General features: G+C 74.6%; 18 protein-coding genes. 12 read left to right on the top strand and 6 right to left on the bottom strand.

All coding sequences use genetic code 11. From position 1 onward, the window contains the following. The first annotated feature begins 2 nt into the window (after positions 1 to 2). From NLU66_RS06605 to NLU66_RS06590, 4 genes are read left to right on the top strand one after another with little or no spacing between them, the layout of a single operon-like run. Complete coding sequence (locus NLU66_RS06605; RefSeq protein WP_259362140.1) at positions 3 to 1,139, top strand: YgfZ/GcvT domain-containing protein; 1,137 nt, start codon at positions 3 to 5, stop codon at positions 1,137 to 1,139. A gap of 31 nt (positions 1,140 to 1,170) precedes the next feature. Beyond that, positions 1,171 to 1,614 (top strand): hypothetical protein, encoded by a 444-nt coding sequence (locus NLU66_RS06600; RefSeq protein WP_323374553.1) that lies wholly within the window; start codon positions 1,171 to 1,173, stop codon positions 1,612 to 1,614. Continuing rightward, positions 1,611 to 2,918 (top strand): FUSC family protein, encoded by a 1,308-nt coding sequence (locus NLU66_RS06595; protein ID WP_259362139.1) that lies wholly within the window; start codon positions 1,611 to 1,613, stop codon positions 2,916 to 2,918. The genes NLU66_RS06600 and NLU66_RS06595 overlap by 4 nt, the downstream gene beginning before the upstream one ends. A gap of 43 nt (positions 2,919 to 2,961) precedes the next feature. Further along, positions 2,962 to 3,282 (top strand): DUF2516 family protein, encoded by a 321-nt coding sequence (locus tag NLU66_RS06590; protein ID WP_259362138.1) that lies wholly within the window; start codon positions 2,962 to 2,964, stop codon positions 3,280 to 3,282. An 81-nt stretch (positions 3,283 to 3,363) separates the two neighbouring features. Here NLU66_RS06590 and fbaA read toward each other — a convergent pair whose 3' ends face one another. The 3 genes from fbaA to NLU66_RS06575 all read right to left on the bottom strand — a co-directional run bounded on the left by fbaA (position 3,364) and on the right by NLU66_RS06575 (position 5,823). Then, positions 3,364 to 4,389 (bottom strand): class II fructose-bisphosphate aldolase, encoded by a 1,026-nt coding sequence (fbaA, locus tag NLU66_RS06585; protein ID WP_137769907.1) that lies wholly within the window; start codon positions 4,387 to 4,389, stop codon positions 3,364 to 3,366. A gap of 133 nt (positions 4,390 to 4,522) precedes the next feature. Next, the gene (locus NLU66_RS06580) at positions 4,523 to 5,158 is read right to left on the bottom strand and encodes a TrmH family RNA methyltransferase (RefSeq protein WP_259362137.1); all 636 of its coding nucleotides are present in this window, start codon (positions 5,156 to 5,158) and stop codon (positions 4,523 to 4,525) included. Beyond that, positions 5,155 to 5,823 carry a DedA family protein gene (locus tag NLU66_RS06575; protein ID WP_259362136.1) on the bottom strand — a complete coding sequence of 223 codons (669 nt, stop codon included), beginning with the start codon at positions 5,821 to 5,823 and terminating at the stop codon, positions 5,155 to 5,157. The genes NLU66_RS06580 and NLU66_RS06575 overlap by 4 nt, the downstream gene beginning before the upstream one ends. Positions 5,824 to 5,945: 122 nt before the next feature. Between NLU66_RS06575 and NLU66_RS06570 the strand changes: the two genes are divergently transcribed. Next, positions 5,946 to 6,869: a neutral zinc metallopeptidase gene (locus NLU66_RS06570; protein ID WP_259362135.1), complete on the top strand. Its 924-nt coding sequence runs from the start codon at positions 5,946 to 5,948 to the stop codon at positions 6,867 to 6,869. A 79-nt stretch (positions 6,870 to 6,948) separates the two neighbouring features. Here NLU66_RS06570 and pyrE read toward each other — a convergent pair whose 3' ends face one another. Beyond that, positions 6,949 to 7,548, bottom strand: coding sequence for an orotate phosphoribosyltransferase (gene pyrE, locus NLU66_RS06565; RefSeq protein WP_259362134.1), 600 nt, complete (start codon positions 7,546 to 7,548; stop codon positions 6,949 to 6,951). 43 nt (positions 7,549 to 7,591) lie between these two features. Continuing rightward, a complete protein-coding gene (locus NLU66_RS06560) occupies positions 7,592 to 8,440 on the bottom strand; it encodes an SDR family NAD(P)-dependent oxidoreductase (RefSeq protein ID WP_137769902.1) in 849 nt (282 codons plus the stop codon). A gap of 93 nt (positions 8,441 to 8,533) precedes the next feature. Here NLU66_RS06560 and NLU66_RS06555 point away from each other — a divergent pair, with 93 nt between their 5' ends. The 7 genes from NLU66_RS06555 to NLU66_RS06525 all read left to right on the top strand — a co-directional run bounded on the left by NLU66_RS06555 (position 8,534) and on the right by NLU66_RS06525 (position 14,219). Further along, positions 8,534 to 9,349, top strand: coding sequence for an exodeoxyribonuclease III (locus NLU66_RS06555; RefSeq protein ID WP_259362133.1), 816 nt, complete (start codon positions 8,534 to 8,536; stop codon positions 9,347 to 9,349). A 366-nt stretch (positions 9,350 to 9,715) separates the two neighbouring features. Beyond that, positions 9,716 to 10,840 carry a hypothetical protein gene (locus NLU66_RS06550; protein ID WP_259362132.1) on the top strand — a complete coding sequence of 375 codons (1,125 nt, stop codon included), beginning with the start codon at positions 9,716 to 9,718 and terminating at the stop codon, positions 10,838 to 10,840. Continuing rightward, the gene (locus tag NLU66_RS06545; RefSeq protein ID WP_259362131.1) at positions 10,837 to 12,030 is read left to right on the top strand and encodes a TadA family conjugal transfer-associated ATPase; all 1,194 of its coding nucleotides are present in this window, start codon (positions 10,837 to 10,839) and stop codon (positions 12,028 to 12,030) included. The genes NLU66_RS06550 and NLU66_RS06545 overlap by 4 nt, the downstream gene beginning before the upstream one ends. Further along, a complete protein-coding gene (locus NLU66_RS06540) occupies positions 12,027 to 13,118 on the top strand; it encodes a type II secretion system F family protein (RefSeq protein ID WP_259362130.1) in 1,092 nt (363 codons plus the stop codon). The genes NLU66_RS06545 and NLU66_RS06540 overlap by 4 nt, the downstream gene beginning before the upstream one ends. 128 nt (positions 13,119 to 13,246) lie before the next feature. Beyond that, a complete protein-coding gene (locus NLU66_RS06535) occupies positions 13,247 to 13,447 on the top strand; it encodes a DUF4244 domain-containing protein (protein ID WP_137769899.1) in 201 nt (66 codons plus the stop codon). Beyond that, positions 13,447 to 13,890 carry a TadE family type IV pilus minor pilin gene (locus tag NLU66_RS06530; RefSeq protein ID WP_259362129.1) on the top strand — a complete coding sequence of 148 codons (444 nt, stop codon included), beginning with the start codon at positions 13,447 to 13,449 and terminating at the stop codon, positions 13,888 to 13,890. Before NLU66_RS06535 ends, NLU66_RS06530 begins: the two co-directional genes overlap by 1 nt. Continuing rightward, positions 13,887 to 14,219 (top strand): Rv3654c family TadE-like protein, encoded by a 333-nt coding sequence (locus NLU66_RS06525; protein ID WP_259362128.1) that lies wholly within the window; start codon positions 13,887 to 13,889, stop codon positions 14,217 to 14,219. The genes NLU66_RS06530 and NLU66_RS06525 overlap by 4 nt, the downstream gene beginning before the upstream one ends. Positions 14,220 to 14,251: 32 nt before the next feature. Here NLU66_RS06525 and NLU66_RS06520 read toward each other — a convergent pair whose 3' ends face one another. Next, complete coding sequence (locus NLU66_RS06520) at positions 14,252 to 16,690, bottom strand: DEAD/DEAH box helicase (protein ID WP_259362127.1); 2,439 nt, start codon at positions 16,688 to 16,690, stop codon at positions 14,252 to 14,254. Positions 16,691 to 16,740 lie beyond the last annotated feature (50 nt).

The raw sequence follows: 16,740 nt of genomic DNA, 5'->3' as shown, positions 1-16,740 counted from the left end.
CCGTGACTGAGCCCGCCGCTCCCGACCGCACCGTGCGCCCCCTGCTCTCGGCCTCCGCCGTGCTCGGCGAGGGGCCGGACGCCGCGGTCCCCGAGCACTACGGCGCCCCGCTGCGCGAGCAGCGCCGGCTCCTGCGCCGTCGTGCGGTCGTGGACCTCGGCCAGCTCGAGGTGCTCGAGCTGAGCGGGGCCGACGCCCGCAGCTGGCTCACCACGATCTCCTCCCAGGTGCTGACCGGCGTGCCCGACGGCACCGGCGCGAGCCTCGCGGTGCTGTCCCCGCAGGGGCGCGTCGAGCATCTCGCCTCCGCCGTCGTCACGGGCGAGGAGTCCGTGCTCCTCGTGACCGACGCCGGCGCCCGCGCCGGGCTGCGCCGGTACCTCGAGATGATGCGCTTCGCCGCCCGCGTCGAGATCACCGACCGCGACGACCTCCGCGTGCTCGGCGCGCTCGGCCCCGCCGGCGAGGTCCTCGCCGGCTCCGGGCTCGAGCTGCCCGAGCCCGTCGCCGTGTGGGACGACCGCTGGCCCCATGTCGCGCCCGGCGGCGTCGCCTACGGCCCGGACCCGGAGGACCCCTCCGGCGCGATGCTCACCGTGCTCGACGCGGCCGCCCTCGAGGCGCTGCCCTGGCAGGCGGAGCACCTGGCCGGCATGTCCTCCTGGGAGGCCCTGCGGATCGCCGACCACCGCGCCCGCCAGGCCCGCGAGGTCGACGAGCGCTCGATCCCCCACGAGCTGGACCTGCTGCGCACCGCCGTGCACACCGCCAAGGGCTGCTACCGCGGCCAGGAGACCGTCGCGAAGGTCATGAACCTCGGCCAGCCGCCGCGGCGCCTGGTCATGCTGCACGTGGACGGCTCGCAGGACGTGCCCGTCACCCCCGGCGGCGAGGTGCGCCTGGGCGGGGCCGACGGCAAGGTCGTGGGCACCGTGACCTCCGCCGCCCTGCACGCGGACCTCGGCCCCATCGCTCTCGCCGTCGTGCGCCGCGCCGTCCCGCTCGACGCCCCGCTGCACCTCGCCGTGACCCTCGCGGGCACCGGCGAGGACGCCACCACGCTCTGGCTGGACGCGACCCAGGAGCCGATCGTCGTCTCCCGCGAGCACGGGCAGCGCCCCGCGACCGCGAAGCTCTGATCCGGCCCGCGGGCGCGGTGAGGCAGGGATGATGGCAGCCATGGACGGCGACGGCGGGCAGCAGGCGTGGAGCGCGCACCGGCGCGAGGTGCTCGCCGCCCAGGAGGATGCCCTGCGCCGTACCCGCCAGGAGGAGCACGAGCGCGCCACCGCGAAGCTCCGCGCCGCGATCGGCCGCTGGCAGGAGGCGGGCATCGACCCGCTCCCGCTGCGCGCCCAGCCGTACACCGGCTCCGGCAGCGTGCGCACCTCCCTGCACGGCTGGTACCTCAAGCACGACCGCTCGATCGCCGTGGACACCGAGGGCCGCTTCTACGTCATGCGGGTGGACGGATCTCTGCTGAGCCGCCTGCGCGGCGTCACCCCGGAGCCCTCCCCCGCCCCGCTCGTCGTGGGCCGCGGCGCCCGGGACGGCGAGACCTTCGACCTCGACGAGCTGCTCGACATGCGCGGGAAGGACCCGGTGCGACCATGACCGCCCGCCGCTCCGGCACGGACACCCCCACCCAGGCGCTGCCGCTCGGCGAGCGCCTGCGCGGCGGCGTCGAGCGCCACTTCCACGACGGCTTCAGCCGCAGCCGGGTCGACGCGCTGAGCATCGGCCGTGCCGCGGTCGCCGCGGCCATCGCCTACTTCGTCAGCGGCCTGATCTGGGGCCACGCCCACCCGTTCTTCGCCTCGATCGTCGCCTTCATCATCATCGGCTTCAGCACCGAGAAGAAGATGCGCAAGGTCGTCGAGATCTCGTGCGGCGTGATGATGGGCGTCGTGCTCGGCGAGGTCGCCCGGGCGACGATCGGCTCGGGCACCTGGCAGATCGCGGTCGTCGTCTTCGTCGCGGGCATGCTCGCCCGCTTCATCGACCGCTCCGTCGTGCTCGGCTTCCAGATGTCGATCCAGTCGCTGCTGGTCATGATCATGCCGATCACGCCGACCATGTCCCCGGGCGGCCGCGTGCTCGACGCGCTCACCGGCGCCGCCGTCGCGATCGTCATCCACCTGCTGCTCTCGGGAGATCCCCGTCGGGCCCAGCGCCGCGCCGCGCGCTCCTTCTACCGGGAGCTCGAGAACACCCTGGTCTCGCTCTCGCTCGCCGCGCGCTCCGGGGACACCGGCGTCGCGCGCGCCGCCCTGCGCTCCGTGCGCGACACCTCCCAGAAGTACACCGACGAGTGGCGGCTCGCGAACGACGCCGCCAACGAGATGGCCACCTTCTCCCCCACCGGCCTGCGGCACGCCGACGAGATCGGCCGGCTGCGCCACCTGCTCGTCGGCTCGGACCGGGCCATGCGCAACATCCGCGTGATCGCCCGCCACGAGGTCGAGTTCCTCGAGGCGGTCGACGGCGACCCCCACTCCACGCTCGCCGACGCCCTGCTCGCCGCGCAGGACGCCGTCTCGACGCTGCGCTCCGCCGTCGGCCACCAGGAGGTCGACTTCACCGAGGTGCGCCGCTGCCTGCGCCTGTTCACCGCCTACCTCACGCCCGAGGTGCTGCTGAAGAACGACAAAGGCGTGCGCCCCGGCCGCGCCGGCCACTTCGAGGGCGTCACCCTCGTGGTGCAGCTGCGCGCGCTCGCGATCGACCTGCTGCAGGCCACGGGCCTCGAGGCGAAGGACGCCAAGCGTTTCCTGCCGAGCCTGCTCATCGCCGCCGACGGCGACTCCATCGGCCCGCGCCCGATGACCCGGGAGATGCGCGCCGTCGAGCCGCCCGCGACCACCGAGGCTCTCGAGCTGCTCATCACGGACCGCTCCGACCCGTCCCGCCGGCGCTGATCCCTCCGAGCCCGTGCTCGGGGAGGGACCGTATCCTGGGCCGATGATCGCCTCCGCCCAGCTCTGGATCTTCGCCGTGCTCGCCCTGCTCCTGTTCCTCGTGGAGATCTGGGCGCTCGTGAACGCCCTGCGCTTCCGGGCGGACGCCTACACCGCCGCGGACAAGCGCTCCAAGGTCTTCTGGGGCGTGCTGACGGGGGTCGCGGTGCTGCTCGGCTTCCTGTCCCTGCCCTACCCGATCGGCTCGGGCGGCTCCTCGATGCTGTTCATGATCGCCGGGATCATCATCGCCGGCATCTTCCTCGCGGACGTCCTGCCGGCCCTGCGCCGGGTCATGGGCCGCGCCGCGGGCAACCGCTGGTGAGCACCTGACCCCGCGCCCCGCACGAACGGGGAAGGCCCCCGGAGCAGCGCTCCGGGGGCCTTCCGCCGCGATCGGCCCGACTCAGGCGTGGGTGCCCGCCGAGCGGAGGTTCTCGCAGGCCTCGACGACGCGAGCGGCCAGACCGGCCTCGGCCTTCTTGCCCCAGGCGCGGGGGTCGTAGGCCTTCTTGTTGCCGACCTCGCCGTCGATCTTCAGCACGCCGTCGTAGTTCTCGAACATGTGCGAGACCACGGGGCGGGTGAAGGCGTACTGGGTGTCGGTGTCGATGTTCATCTTGATGACGCCGTTGTCCACGGCCTCCTGGATCTCCGCCAGGGTGGAGCCCGAGCCGCCGTGCATGACGAGGTCGAACGGCTTCTCCTTGCCGTACTCCTTGCCCACCGCGTCCTGGATGTCCTTGAGGATCGACGGGGTCAGCTTGACGTTGCCCGGCTTGTAGACGCCGTGCACGTTGCCGAAGGTGAGGGCCGTGAGGTAGCGGCCCTTCTCGCCGAGGCCGAGGGCCTTGGCGGTCTTCAGGCCGTCCTCCGGGGTGGAGAAGAGCTTGGACTCGTCGACGTCGGCGGAGACGCCGTCCTCCTCGCCGCCCACGACGCCCACCTCGATCTCGAGGATCTTCTTCGAGGCGGCGGTCTTCTCGAGCAGGCGCTCGGCGATCTCGAGGTTCTCGTCGACCGGCACGGCCGAGCCGTCCCACATGTGGGACTGGAACAGCGGGTCCAGGCCCTTGTTCACGCGGTTCTCGAGGTCCCACTCGAGGAGGGGCTCCACCCAGGTGGGCAGGACCTCCTTGGCGCAGTGGTCGGTGTGCAGGGCCACGTTGATCGGGTAGTTCTTGGCCACGGCGTGCACGAACTCGGCGAGCGCGAGGGAACCGGCGACGCGGTCCTTCACGGTCGAGCCGGAGAGGTACTCGGCACCGCCGAAGGACACCTGGATGATGCCGTCGGAGCCGGCCTCGGTGAAGCCCTGCAGCGCGGCGATGGCCGTCTGCGAGCTGGAGACGTTGACGGCCGGGTAGGCGAACTTCCCCGCCTTCGCGCGGTCGATCATCTCGGCGTACTGATCCGGGGTTGCGACTGCCATGAGGCATTCTCCTTCGCTGAAGCGACTGGCGACGACGGTCGGCGCGGAGGGCGCAGCGCACAGTCGTCCTATCGCTCACATTGTCCCATAGGCGCCCTGGCACGGGCCGTGCGCGTCCGTCCCTGGAGCGGGCTCAGCGCAGCGGGCCCTCGGGGATCTCCGCGTGCTGCTGCACCCAGGTGTGCATCGCGATCGCGGCGGCCGCGGCGACGTTGATCGAGCGGGTCGAGCCGAACTGCGTGATGCCGACGACGAGGTCCGCCGCGGCGAGCAGCTCCGCGCTCAGGCCCGGCCCCTCCTGCCCCACGAGCAGGACCGCGTCCCGCGGGAGCGGCGTGCGCTCGATCGGCATCGCCCCGGGGACGAGGTCGATCGCGACGAGCGGTCTCCCTGCCTCCCGCGCCCAGGACACGAGGTGCGCGGCATCGGGATGGTGGATCTCGTGCTGGTAGCGGTCGGTGACCATCGCTCCCCGCCGGTTCCAGCGGCGCCGGCCCACGATGTGGAAGGCCTCGAGGGCGAAGGCGTTCGCGGTGCGCACGATCGAGCCGATGTTCGCGTCGTGCTCGAGGTTCTCGATCGCGACGTGGAGGGGATGGCGGTGCTCGTCGAGCTCCGCGACGATCGCCTCCCGTCGCCAGTAGCGGAAGCGGTCCTCGACGTTGCGCCGGTCGCCGTGGGCGAGCAGCTCGGGGTCGAGGCGGTCGTCCTCCGGCCACGGCTCGGGATGCGGGCCGAGGCCCACCTCACGCGGGGCCGGGGTGCTCACGTGCCCTGCTCGTGCTCCTGCTCGCGGACCGCGTCGTCGGGGTCGGGCAGGCCGAGGGCCCGACGCCGGCGCTCGCGCAGCAGGATCCGCACGACCACCACGATCACGGCGATGACGATGACCGCGTAGATGACGTTGGAGAAGACGTCGGTGTACGGCTCGATGATGTGCCAGTTGCTCCCCAGGACGTACCCGAAGGTGAGGAAGATGCCGTTCCAGATCCCGCTGCCCAGCACCGTGAGCAGGCTGAACACCCAGAACGGCATGGCGTACAGGCCCGCCGGGATCGAGATGAGGGAGCGGACGCCCGGCACCATCCGGCCGAAGAAGATCGCCTTGTGCCCGTGGCGGTCCATGAAGGCGACCGTCTTCTCGTAGTCCTCGACGTGCACGAACGGCAGGGCGAGGAAGATCCGGCGCAGGCGCTCGGGCCCGAGCAGCCGGCCCAGCCCGTACAGCACCCAGGCGCCCACGAGGGAGCCCGCGATCGACCACAGCAGCATGACGACGAAGGTGTGCTCCGGACCGGCGGCGGCGACACCCGCGAGCGGCAGGATCACCTCGGAGGGGATCGGCGGGAAGATGTTCTCGAGGAAGATCAGCAGGAAGACGCCGAGACCTCCCAGGCGGTCCATCGTCGCGACGGCCCAGTCCACGATGTTCATGCAGGGATCCTCTCCTCGAGGGTCGATGCTCGCGCGACGGGTCGGCGCCGCGATCCTTCCCCATGGTAGGTGGAGCGCCTGAACGCTCCCCCTCGGGGTCCTCTGCCGTCTACCCTGCCCCCATGACCTTCAATCCTGATGCCGAGATCCAGTCCGGCAACACCCGCAGCGCGGGCGGCGGGGGCGGCATGCTCCCCCGCGGCGGGGGCGGCGGTCGCATCGCCCTGGGCGGTGGCGGCGGCTGCCTGCTGCTGGTGATCGTCATCGTCTTCGCCCTCATGGGCGGGAACCCGATGGACCTGCTGGGCGGCGGGAGCACCCAGACCGGGGCCGCCTCCTCCGGGGAGGGCGGCGCGCTCGAGCAGTGCAGCACGGGCGAGGACGCGAACACCGACGACAAGTGCCTCGTGCAGGGCGTCGTCGAGTCCGCCGACTCCCTCTGGGCGCAGCTCGGGCCGGACTCCGGCATCGAGTTCCGCGAGCCGCAGGCGGTCGTCTTCTCCGATCAGGTGCAGACGGGCTGCGGCGCCGCCACCTCGGACGTCGGCCCGTTCTACTGCCCGGCGGACCAGACCATCTACGTCGACGACAGCTTCTTCGGCGACCTCCAGTCCCGCTTCGGGGCCGACGGCGGGCCGTTCGCGAAGATGTACGTGGTCGCCCACGAGTACGGCCACCACATCCAGAACCTCTCCGGGACGATGTCGAAGGTCGACCACCAGGAGACCGGCCCGCAGTCCGGCGGCGTGCGCCTCGAGCTGCAGGCGGACTGCTACGCGGGCGTCTGGGCGAACCACGCCTCGACCACGACCGACGACAACGGCGTGACGATGCTGCAGCCGCTCACGGACCAGGACATCCAGTCGGCCCTCTCCGCGGCCTCCGCCGTGGGCGACGACCACATCCAGGGTGACGTCTCCGGCGGCCAGGTGCAGCCGGAGACCTGGACGCACGGCTCCTCGGAGCAGCGGCAGAACTGGTTCATGACGGGCTACCAGGAGGGCACCGTCGAGGCCTGCGACACCTTCGGCGCGGAGAGCGTGTGAGCGCAGCGGCCCACCGACGACGGAGGGGCCGACGGGGAGATCCCCGTCGGCCCCTCCGTCGTGTCGGGGGTGCGTGCGCTCAGATCTCGAGCTCGGAGATGTCGTACGCGGAGAGGTAGCGGTAGCCCGCCTTCTCCACGGCCTCACGGGAGGCATCGGCCCGGTGCACGATCACGGCGACCGCGGCGATCTCCGCGCCGGCCTCGGTGAGCGCCTCGCACGCGGTGAGGACGCTGCCGCCCGTGGTGGACGTGTCCTCGACCGCGACCACGCGGCGGCCCGTGACGTCGGGGCCCTCGATGCGGCGCTGGAGGCCGTGGGCCTTCTGCGCCTTGCGCACGACGAAGGCGTCGATCGGCGCGGCATCGGCGTCCGCCGCGGCGGCGTGCATGATCGCGGTCGCGACCGGGTCCGCGCCGAGGGTCAGCCCACCCACGGCCTCGACCCCGGGGACGAGGCCCTCGCGGCGCAGCAGATCCAGCATGATGCGGCCCACGAGCGGCGAGGCCTCGTGGTGCAGGGTGATGCGGCGCAGGTCCACGTAGTGGTCCGCCTCCGCACCGGAGGAGAGGGTCACGCGACCGCGCACCACGGCGAGGTCGCGGATCAGCTCGCGGAGGCGCTCGCGATCGGCGGCGAGATCAGGGGCGGGGGCGGCGGGGGCGGCAGGCTCGGACATGCGCCCCAGGGTAGACGGTCCCGGCCGGGCGGCCCGTCCCCGATCAGGGGACGTCGTCGCGCTGCCACGGCGCGTGCAGGTCCCGCTTCGAGGCGCGGCGCCGGGCCTTCCGCACGGCCTTCTGCTGCATGCGGCCGTACCAGTTCGGGGAGGTCAGCGCCCGGACCATGGAGCGCGGGGCGATCCGTGAGACCTCCCCGGCGGTGCGGTACTTCACCGAGGGGATGGACAGCACCGCCCCCTTCGAGGCGTCCTTGAGCGCCTGCTCGACCACGAACGGCGCCTTCAGCCACGTGATGCGCGGCAGGCCGTCCATCCGCATCGACGCGCGCTCGTGGAACTCGGTCTGGACGAACCCCGGCAGCAGCGCGGTCGCCGTGACGCCCGTGCCCTGCAGCTCCATGGCGAGGGACTCGGTGAACACGGTGACCCAGCTCTTGGAGGCCGCGTAGGGCCCGGCCGTCGTGTAGCCCGCGAGGGAGCTGACGTTGATGATGGCGCCCTTGCGCCGCTGCACCATCGACCCGGCGGCCGCGTGGGAGAGCACGAGCACCGCCCGCATGAGGGTGTCCATCTGCCGCTCGTGGTCCTCGACGGGGATCTCGAGGAAGCCGCCGCGCAGACCGTAGCCGGCATTGTTGACCAGCAGGTCCACGGGCTCCACGGGGTCCGTCAGGCGGATCGCGACCTTGTCGAGGCGGGGGCGGTCGGAGAGGTCCGCGGGCAGGACCTCCACCTGCACGGGGTGCACGTCGCGGATCTGCTCGGCGACCGTGTGCAGCCGGTTCTCGTCCCGGGCCACCAGGACGAGGTCGTGCCCGGTCCCGGCCAGCTGCCAGGCGAACTCCAGGCCCAGGCCGGTGGTGGATCCGGTGACGAGTGCGCGCGCCATGGGCTGATCCTAGAGCCGTCCCGCGCCCGCGGGTGACGCGACGGGGCGATCAGGGCCTGCCGGGCGGTCGGGGCGGGCCCGTAGGATCGGCCCATGCGCATCGCGACCTGGAACATCAACTCCCTGCGAGCCCGGATGGATCGGGTGGTGGCCTTCCTGGACCGCCATCAGGTGGACGTGCTCGCCCTGCAGGAGATCAAGGCGAAGCCCGCCCAGCTCGACCTCGCCCCGCTCGAGGCCGCCGGCTACGAGGTCGCGGCGCACGGGCTGAACCAGTGGAACGGCGTCGCCGTCATCTCCCGCGTGGGGCTCACGGACGTCGCCCTGCAGCTGCCCGACGTGCCCACCTGGCCGGAGGACGAGACGGGGGTGGTCGAGGCCCGGGCGCTCGGCGCGACCGTGGGCGCCGGCTCGGACGGCGGCGGCCTGCGGATCTGGTCGCTGTACGTCCCCAACGGCCGCGAGCTCGACCACCCTCACTACCCGTACAAGCTGCGCTGGCTCGACGCCCTGCGCGCCGAGGGTGCGCGCGAGCTCGCCGCGGATCCGCGCTCCCGCACCGTGCTCGTGGGCGATTTCAACGTGGCCCCGCAGGACGACGACGTCTGGGACATGGCGTTCTTCGAGGGGAAGACCCACGTCACCGAGCCCGAGCGCGCCGCCTTCCGCGCGGTCGTCGACGCGGGCTATGCCGACGTGGTGCGTCCCGAGCACCCCGGGCCGGGCACCTACACCTACTGGGACTACCAGGCGCTGCGCTTCCCCAAGAAGGAGGGCATGCGGATCGACTTCGTGCTCGCCTCGCCCGCGGCGCAGGAGGCCGTGACGGGCTCCTTCATCGACCGTGAGGAGCGCAAGGGCAAGGGCGCCTCCGACCACGCGCCGGTGGTCGTCGATCTCGACCTCTGAGCGGGGCGCCCGCGGGTGACCTGACCCCGGGCTGACAGGACGGAGCGGCGGTCCGCTGTGCGGCCGCCGCTCCTCGACGTTTCGGCACCGGGATCAGGCGTGAAAACCGTCTGGCTGCGGTGGCGCTGTCGACGCCTCACAGCCGGTCCGCTTGCGGGGACCAGTCGCACGTGGGTTCCGGTGCCGATATTCGTCGTTGTCCACGTCACACTACGCCCGGCCCGCCGGGGGCGCAAGCACTCCCGTCGACGGGGGACGAGCGCCCCGCCGGGGAGGCGCGTCGGGGAGGTTCCTCCCCATCGCGCCGTCGTCCACAGCGACGCCGCCCGGAGCCCACCGGGGCGCTCCGCCGCCCACGATGTCGCCATGACCAGCGACTCCGCTCTCCTCACCGCCGGCACCGGCCACGGCCCCGGCGTCGTCGACCCGCGCCGCGCCGCGCGCTTCCCCCGCCCCGGCACCGGCGGTGCCCGGATCCGCTGGCGCGGAGCGGACCCCCACCTCCGCGACCTCGTGCGGGACCATGCGACCGCCGTCGGCTCCCCGCTCCTCGAGGACGACTCCGCGGCCGCCGCCTGCGAGGTCCTCGACCCTGCCGCGCTGCTCGCCGGGCCCCCGCGCGCCGATCGTCCGCTCCCGCTGCTGGTCGTCGTCGACGCACTCGACGAGTCCGCCGTGCCCTCCTCGGTGTGGGAGGCGGCGCTCGCCGCCGGGGCCCGCGCCGTCCTCCCCCTCCCCGCACGGTCCGACCGCCTCCTCGCCGAGCTCGCCGCCCTCAGCAGGCCCGACGACGCCGCGCTCGTCGTGGGCGTCGCCGGGGGCTGCGGCGGTGCCGGCGCCTCGAGCCTCGCCGCCCGTCTCGCCGGGGCCGCCGGCCGCTCCCGGAGCTCCGGCGGCGCCGGGCCAGAGGGGGACGTGACGCTGGTGGACGCCGATCCGCTGGGCGGGGGACTCGACCTGCTCGTCGAGGCGCCGCCCACGGAGGGCGGGCGATGGCGGGAGGCGGCCGCCCTCGGCGTCGAGGACGGCGAGGCGCTGCGGGAGTCCCTGCCCCGGGTGGACGGCATCCGGCTGCTCACGAGCGGGTCCGACGCCGCCGGCGCGAGCGCTCCCGCGCTCGCGGGCGTCCTCGCCGCGCTGCGACCCCGGGGCGGGACCGTCGTCGTGGACCTCGGCGCGGACCTCGTGCCCGCCGCCGCTCGGCAGCTGGACCGGCTGCTGGTGCTGGTCCCCGCGAGCGACCACGCCGTCCGCGCCGCCGCCCGGCGCCTGGACCGGTGGGACCTGCCGCCCGGGCTCGCCGCACTCGTGGTCCGCCGCCGCGGGCCCCTGGCTCCCGGCGAGGTCGCCGCCGACCTCGGCCTGCCCCTCGTGGCAGACTTCCGCGATTCCCCGCGCGGCGCCGTCCCCCTGCTCGACGTGCGCCGCCGCGGCGCCGACCGCGCCTGCCGGGAGCTCCTGGAGGATCTCCGGGACGGCGGCGCGCGATGACCGCCGCAGCCGCGAGCGCCGACCTCCTGGACCGGGTCCGCGCGGATCTGGTCCACGCGCCCGGACCGGTGGACGTCCCCCGGATCGCCCGGGTGCTCGCGGAGGCCGGCGTCGTCGTGGGCGCGGCGACCATGCTCGAGCTCACCGAGACCGTGCGCGACCACGTCGAGGGGCTCGGCCCGCTCCAGGGGCTCGCCGCGGAGGGCGTCACCGACCTCCTCGTGAACGAGGACGGCTCCGTCTGGCGCGACGACGCGGAGGGGCTGCGGCGGACGGCGGTGCACCTGACCGCCGCCGAGGCCCGTGACCTCGCGGTGCGCCTCGCGACGGCCGGCGGTCACCGGCTGGACGACGCCGTGCCCTGGGCCGATGCCCATCTGCCCTCCGGCATCCGCTTCCACGCCGTCCTGCCGCCGCTCTCCCCCGGCGGAGCGATCATCTCCCTGCGCCTGCCCGGCCGTCGCCGCTGGGACCTCGACGCGCTCGCGGCCCACGGGGCCTTCTCCCCCGCTGTGCAGGAGGTGCTGCTCGCGATCGTCCGCGCCCGCGTGCCCTTCCTCGTCACGGGCGGCACGGGGTCCGGCAAGTCGACCCTGCTCGCGGCGCTGCTGCAGACCGCGCTCCCCGACGAGCGGATCGTCGTCGTCGAGGACGTCCTCGAGCTCGAGATCGCCCACCCGCACGTGGTGCACCTGCAGTCCCGGCACGCCAACACCGAGGGCGCCGGCGGGGTCGACCTCACGGCCCTCGTGCGCCAGAGCCTGCGGATGCGACCGGACCGCATCGTGCTCGGCGAGTGCCGCGGCGGTGAGATCCGGGAGCTGCTGCAGGCCCTGAACACCGGGCACGAGGGCGGCTGCGGCACCGTCCACGCGAACACCGCGGCCGACGTCCCCGCGCGGCTCGAGGCGCTCGGCGCCCTCGGCGGGCTCGACCGCCATGCCCTCGCCGCCCAGGTCGCGAGCGCCCTCGAGGTCGTCGTCCATCTCGGGAGGCGGGACGGCGTGCGGCGCCTCGAGGAGATCGCCGTGCTCGGGAGGGACGACCACGGGGTGCTCGTCGCGCGCACCGCGCTGCGCACCGCGGGCGAGCGGATCCTCGAGGGACCGGGCGCGGAGGCCCTCGCCGCCCGCCTCGCCCCGGCTCCGGCTCCAGCTCCGGCCGGCATCGTGGGGAGGCGGGAGCCGTGATCGTCGTCGGCCTCATGATCGCGGCGATGGCGCTGCTCGCCTGGCTGCTGCCCGCGCCCTCCCCCGTCGTCCGCGACGCGGCGGCCCCGGCCGCCCCGCGCCCCGCCCGCGCCGGGACGCTCGATCTCGCCCGCCTCGTGGAACGGCTCGCCACGGTGCTCGCGACCGGTGCGAGCCTCCGCGGAGCCTGGGCGGCCGTCGCCCGGAGCCTCCCGCCCGGTGACCTGGCCGATCTCGCCCGGGCGGCCGCCGCAGGAGCGGACCCCCGCCGCAGCGCGCCGGGTGCCCTGCGCGGCTCCGCCCCGGTCGCCTCCCTCGGCGCGGCGCTCGCCGTCTGCGAGCGCACCGGCGCACCGACGGCGGCCGTGCTGCGCTCCCTCGCGGAGGCGCTGCGAGACCTCCACGACGCGGCCTCCTCCCGGCGCACGGCCTTCGCGGGCCCCCGCTCCACGGCGCGCATCCTGCTCGTGCTGCCGCTCGCCGGGCTGGGCCTCGGCATGCTGCTCGGTGGGGACCCGCTGCGACTGCTCGCGACGACCGCCGCGGGGCGTGTCCTGCTGGTCCTCGGGGTGCTGCTCACCGCCGCCGGATGGTGGTGGATGCGTCGCCTGCTGCAGCGCGCGGACCCGGCGCGGAGCACCGGGGTGGACCCCTCCGTGCTGCTCGAGCTCGTCGCTGGCGCCCTCGGGGCAGGCCTCCCGCTCGCGCAGTCCTGCGCCGCCGTCGCCGAGGCGCTCACCGAGTCCCCCGAGCGGCAGGCCCTCTCCCGCCTCGCGACCGCCCTGCGCGCCGGGATCCCCGTCGACCTCGCCGCACGCACCCTGCCCCCGGCCCTCGCCCCGCTCGGCGAGTCCGCCGCGCTCGCCGAGGCGTCCGGGGCGGATCTCGCCCCGGTGCTCCGCTCCGCCGCTCGCGATGCCCGCCGCGGCCAGGCCCGGGCGGCGGAGGAGCGCGCGGCCCGGCTCGGCGTCACGCTCGTCGTCCCCACGGGGGTGACGCTGCTGCCGGCCTTCGTCGTGCTCGGCATCGTCCCCACCGTCATGTCGCTGCTCGGCGGCACCGTCGGACTGAGCGGCGGGGCGCTGTGAGCCCGCACCGCTCCCCCACGACCACCGGGACACCCCGGTGGGCGGGCCCTTCCCGGGCCCGCCCGGCGCCGGCACCCGCCGGCGTCACCCCGACGGCCTCCGCCGTCACCGAGAAGAAGGAGGACACCATGTCCCTCACCCTGGAGCGCCTGCGCTCCCGACTGGACCGCGCCCTGCGGGACGAGACCGGCGCCTCGACCGCCGAGTACGCCATCACCGTGCTCGCCGCCTGCGGCTTCGCCGCCGTGCTGGTGGCCCTGCTGGCCTCCGGCGAGGTCCGCGAGCTGCTCATGGGCATCATCACCTCGGCGCTGTCCAAGGGGTCCTGATGCCATGGCGGCCCTGGTCCTCCCGCCTGCGGGAGGACCAGGGATCCGCCACCGCGGAGACGGCGATCGTGCTGCCCGTGGTGGTCGCGATGGTCGCCGTGCTGCTCATCGCAGGCCTCGGCATCGGGGCCCAGGTGCGCCTGGAGAGCGCGGCCCGCGGCGCCGCCCGCGAGCTCGCGCGCGGCGAGGACCCGGGCACGGCCGCCGAGGTCGCCCGTCGCCTCGGGGGCGAGGGCACCACGGTGAGCATCGGCGGGGACGGCAGCTGGGTGCGGGTCGAGGCGCGGCGCACCTATCGCGCGGACGCCCCGCTGCTCGGCGGTGCCCGCTGGGAGCTGCGCGCCGATGCGCAGGCCCACCTGGAGCCGCAGCTGCTCGAGGGCGGCGCCGGAGCGGGAGGCGGCGGAACGGGCGAGGACGGCGCAGGAGGAGGTCAGCCATGAGCACCGGAGCCGCCGGGGTGCTCGCCTGGACCGGGGCGATGACGACCGCGGTCGCCGGCCTCACGCTGCTGGGCGCGGGGCTGCTCGCCCAGTCCCGGGCGGAGACCGCCGCCGACCTCGCCTCCCTCGCCGGGGCGGACTCCCTCGCGGCGGCGAGCGGCGACCCGTGCGCGGTCGCCGGTGAGGCCGCCGCCCGCAACGAGGCGCGCCTCCTCTCCTGCGAGGTGCAGGGCTGGGACGTGCTGGTCCGGGTCGAGGTCGACGCCGCACCGCTCGGCGCGATGGGGGCCCGCTCCCGGGCTGGCCCCGGCCCCGCGGAGCTGCCGTGAGCGCAGCGGCCGCATCGGTGCAGGCGGCGGCCTCAGGGGTGCAGGAGGGCCAGCAGCTCCTCGGCGCGCGGCTTGCTGAGCGGCTCGTTGCCGTTGCCGCACTTCGGGGAGACCACGCAGGCAGGGCACCCGTTCTCGCAGGGGCACTCGGCGATCATGTCCGCCGTGGACCGCAGCCACGCCGCGGCGTCGTCGGCCCCGCGCTCGGCGAAGCCCGCACCGCCCGGTGCGCCGTCGTACACGAAGATCGTCGGCTCGCCGGTGTCCTCGTGGTGCGCGGCGGAGACCCCGCCGATGTCCCAGCGGTCGCAGGTCGCGAGCAGCGGGAGCATCGAGATCGCGGCGTGCTCCGCGGCGTGCAGCGCCCCCGGCAGCTCCTCGTCGGGGATGCCCGCGGCGTCGGTGCGGGCCTTCGGCACGACCCACCACACGGCCTTCGTCGTGAGGGTGCGGGCGGGCAGGTCCAGAGGATGCTGGGCGAGCACCGCCTGGGTGAACACGTCCCGCACCTGGTAGCCGGTGACCTGGTCCGTGACGTCGACCGTGCCGAAGCACAGCCGCACGCCGTCCGCCCACTCGACCTCGCGGTCCGCCTGCCGGATCCGGATCGTCGACCGGGACTGCGGATGCGTCGAGTGCAGGGGGTCCTCGCGGTGCACCATGGCGACCGCCTGGTCCACGTCGAGGTGGTCCACCACGTAGGAGCGGCCCTGGTGGAGGTAGACGGCGCCGTCGTGGACCTGGGTGTGGGCGCTCGCGGCATCCACCGTGCCCAGCAGCGCGCCGCTGCCCGCCTCGACGATCCGCACCGGCTCCCCGCCGCTGCCGCGCAGGTCGGTGAGGTCATGGGCCGATTCGCTGAGCGTCCAGTACCAGCCCGTGGGGCGGCGGCGCAGCACGCCGCGCGCGGCGAGGGTCGTCAGCAGCTCCCGCGCCGTGGGCCCGAAGATCCCCTCCTCGCCGTCCTTGATCGCGAGCTCCGAGGCGGCCGCGCACAGGTGCGGGGTCATCACGTACGGGTTCGCGGGGTCGAACACAGCCGCCTCGACCTCCGCCCCGAACACCGTCTCGGGATGGTGGACGACGTAGGTGTCCAGCGGGTCCTCCCGCGCGACGAACAGGGCCAGCGCCCCGGGCCCCGTCTGCTTCCGCCCCGCGCGGCCCATCTGCTGCCACAGGGAGGCGCGGGTGCCGGGCCAGCCGGCGATCATCACCGCGTCGAGACCGGCGATGTCGATGCCGAGCTCGAGGGCGTTGGTCGAGGCGAGCGCCCGCAGCTCCCCGGAGCGGAGGTCGTCCTCGAGGGCGCGGCGCTCGGAGGCGAGGTAGCCGCCGCGGTACGCCTTCACCCGCCCGGCGAGATCCGCGAGCGCGCCGGATCCGTGCTGCTCCGCCTGCTGCTCGAGCAGCCGCCGGGCACCGCTCGCGACGAGCTCCGCACCCCGGCGCGACCGCGCGAAGACGAGGCTCTGGACGTCCGCCGCGACGAGGTCCGCGAGCAGCGCCCCGGCCTCGGAGGTCGCGGAGCGCCGCAGCGGCTCCTCGCTGCGGCGGGGCCCCGTGCCCCGGGCGCTCTTCTCCGCCGGCGCCTCGGGGGACGAGGAGGCGCCCGCATCGTCCTCGAGCGGGCGCCCGTCGATCTCCGCCTCGCGCGTGCCCGGCTCCCACAGCCCCACGGTGAGCCCGGCCCGCGGCGAGCCGTCCTCGGTCACCGCGACGACGTCCTCCCCCACGAGCCGGGACGCCGAGAGCTCCGGGTTCGCGGTCGTCGCCGAGGCGAGGACGAAGGTGGGCTCGGCCCGGTAGGCGGCGGCGATGCGCCGCAGCCGCCGCATCACGAGGGACACGTGGCTGCCGAACACGCCCCGGTAGCTGTGGCACTCGTCGATCACCACGTAGCGCAGCGCCCGGAAGAAGGAGGCCCACTGCTCATGGCCCGGCAGGATCCCGAAGTGCAGCATGTCCGGGTTCGTGAGCACCACCGAGCCGTGCCGGCGGATCCACCGTCGCTGCTCGGTCGGGGTGTCGCCGTCGTACACGGCGACCCGGGCGTCGCGGATCCCGGCGCCGTCCGCCATCGCGGTGATGTTCGTGAGCTGGTCCGCGGCGAGCGCCTTGGTGGGGGCGAGGTAGAGGGCCGTGGCCCGCGGCGCGGAGTGGTCGAGCTCGCGCGCCCCCACCGCGCTCAGCACGGGCAGCAGGTAGGCCAGCGACTTCCCGGAGGCGGTCGCCGTGGACAGCACCACGTGCTTGCCCTCGTGGGCGAGCGTCGCCGCCTGCTCCTGATGGGTCCACGGCGCGGTGATGCCGCGTGCGGCGAGATGCTCCACGAGCCGCGGGTCCGTCCACTCCGGGAACATTCCGCGCTTCCCCTCCCGCTCGGGGAGGTGCTCGACGTGGGTGAGGCAGCCGCGACGGGTCAGCGGCAGGGAGAGGTCGCGGAGGAGGTCGTCCGCCTGCCCTGCACGCATGCTCCTCCTCACAGGATCTTCGCGGGATCCCCCGATGTCCGGACGTCCCG

The organism is Brachybacterium sp. NBEC-018 (genome assembly GCF_024860185.1).
Lineage (GTDB): Bacteria > Actinomycetota > Actinomycetes > Actinomycetales > Dermabacteraceae > Brachybacterium > Brachybacterium rhamnosum.
This window is presented reverse-complemented; position numbering and strand designations above follow the sequence as displayed.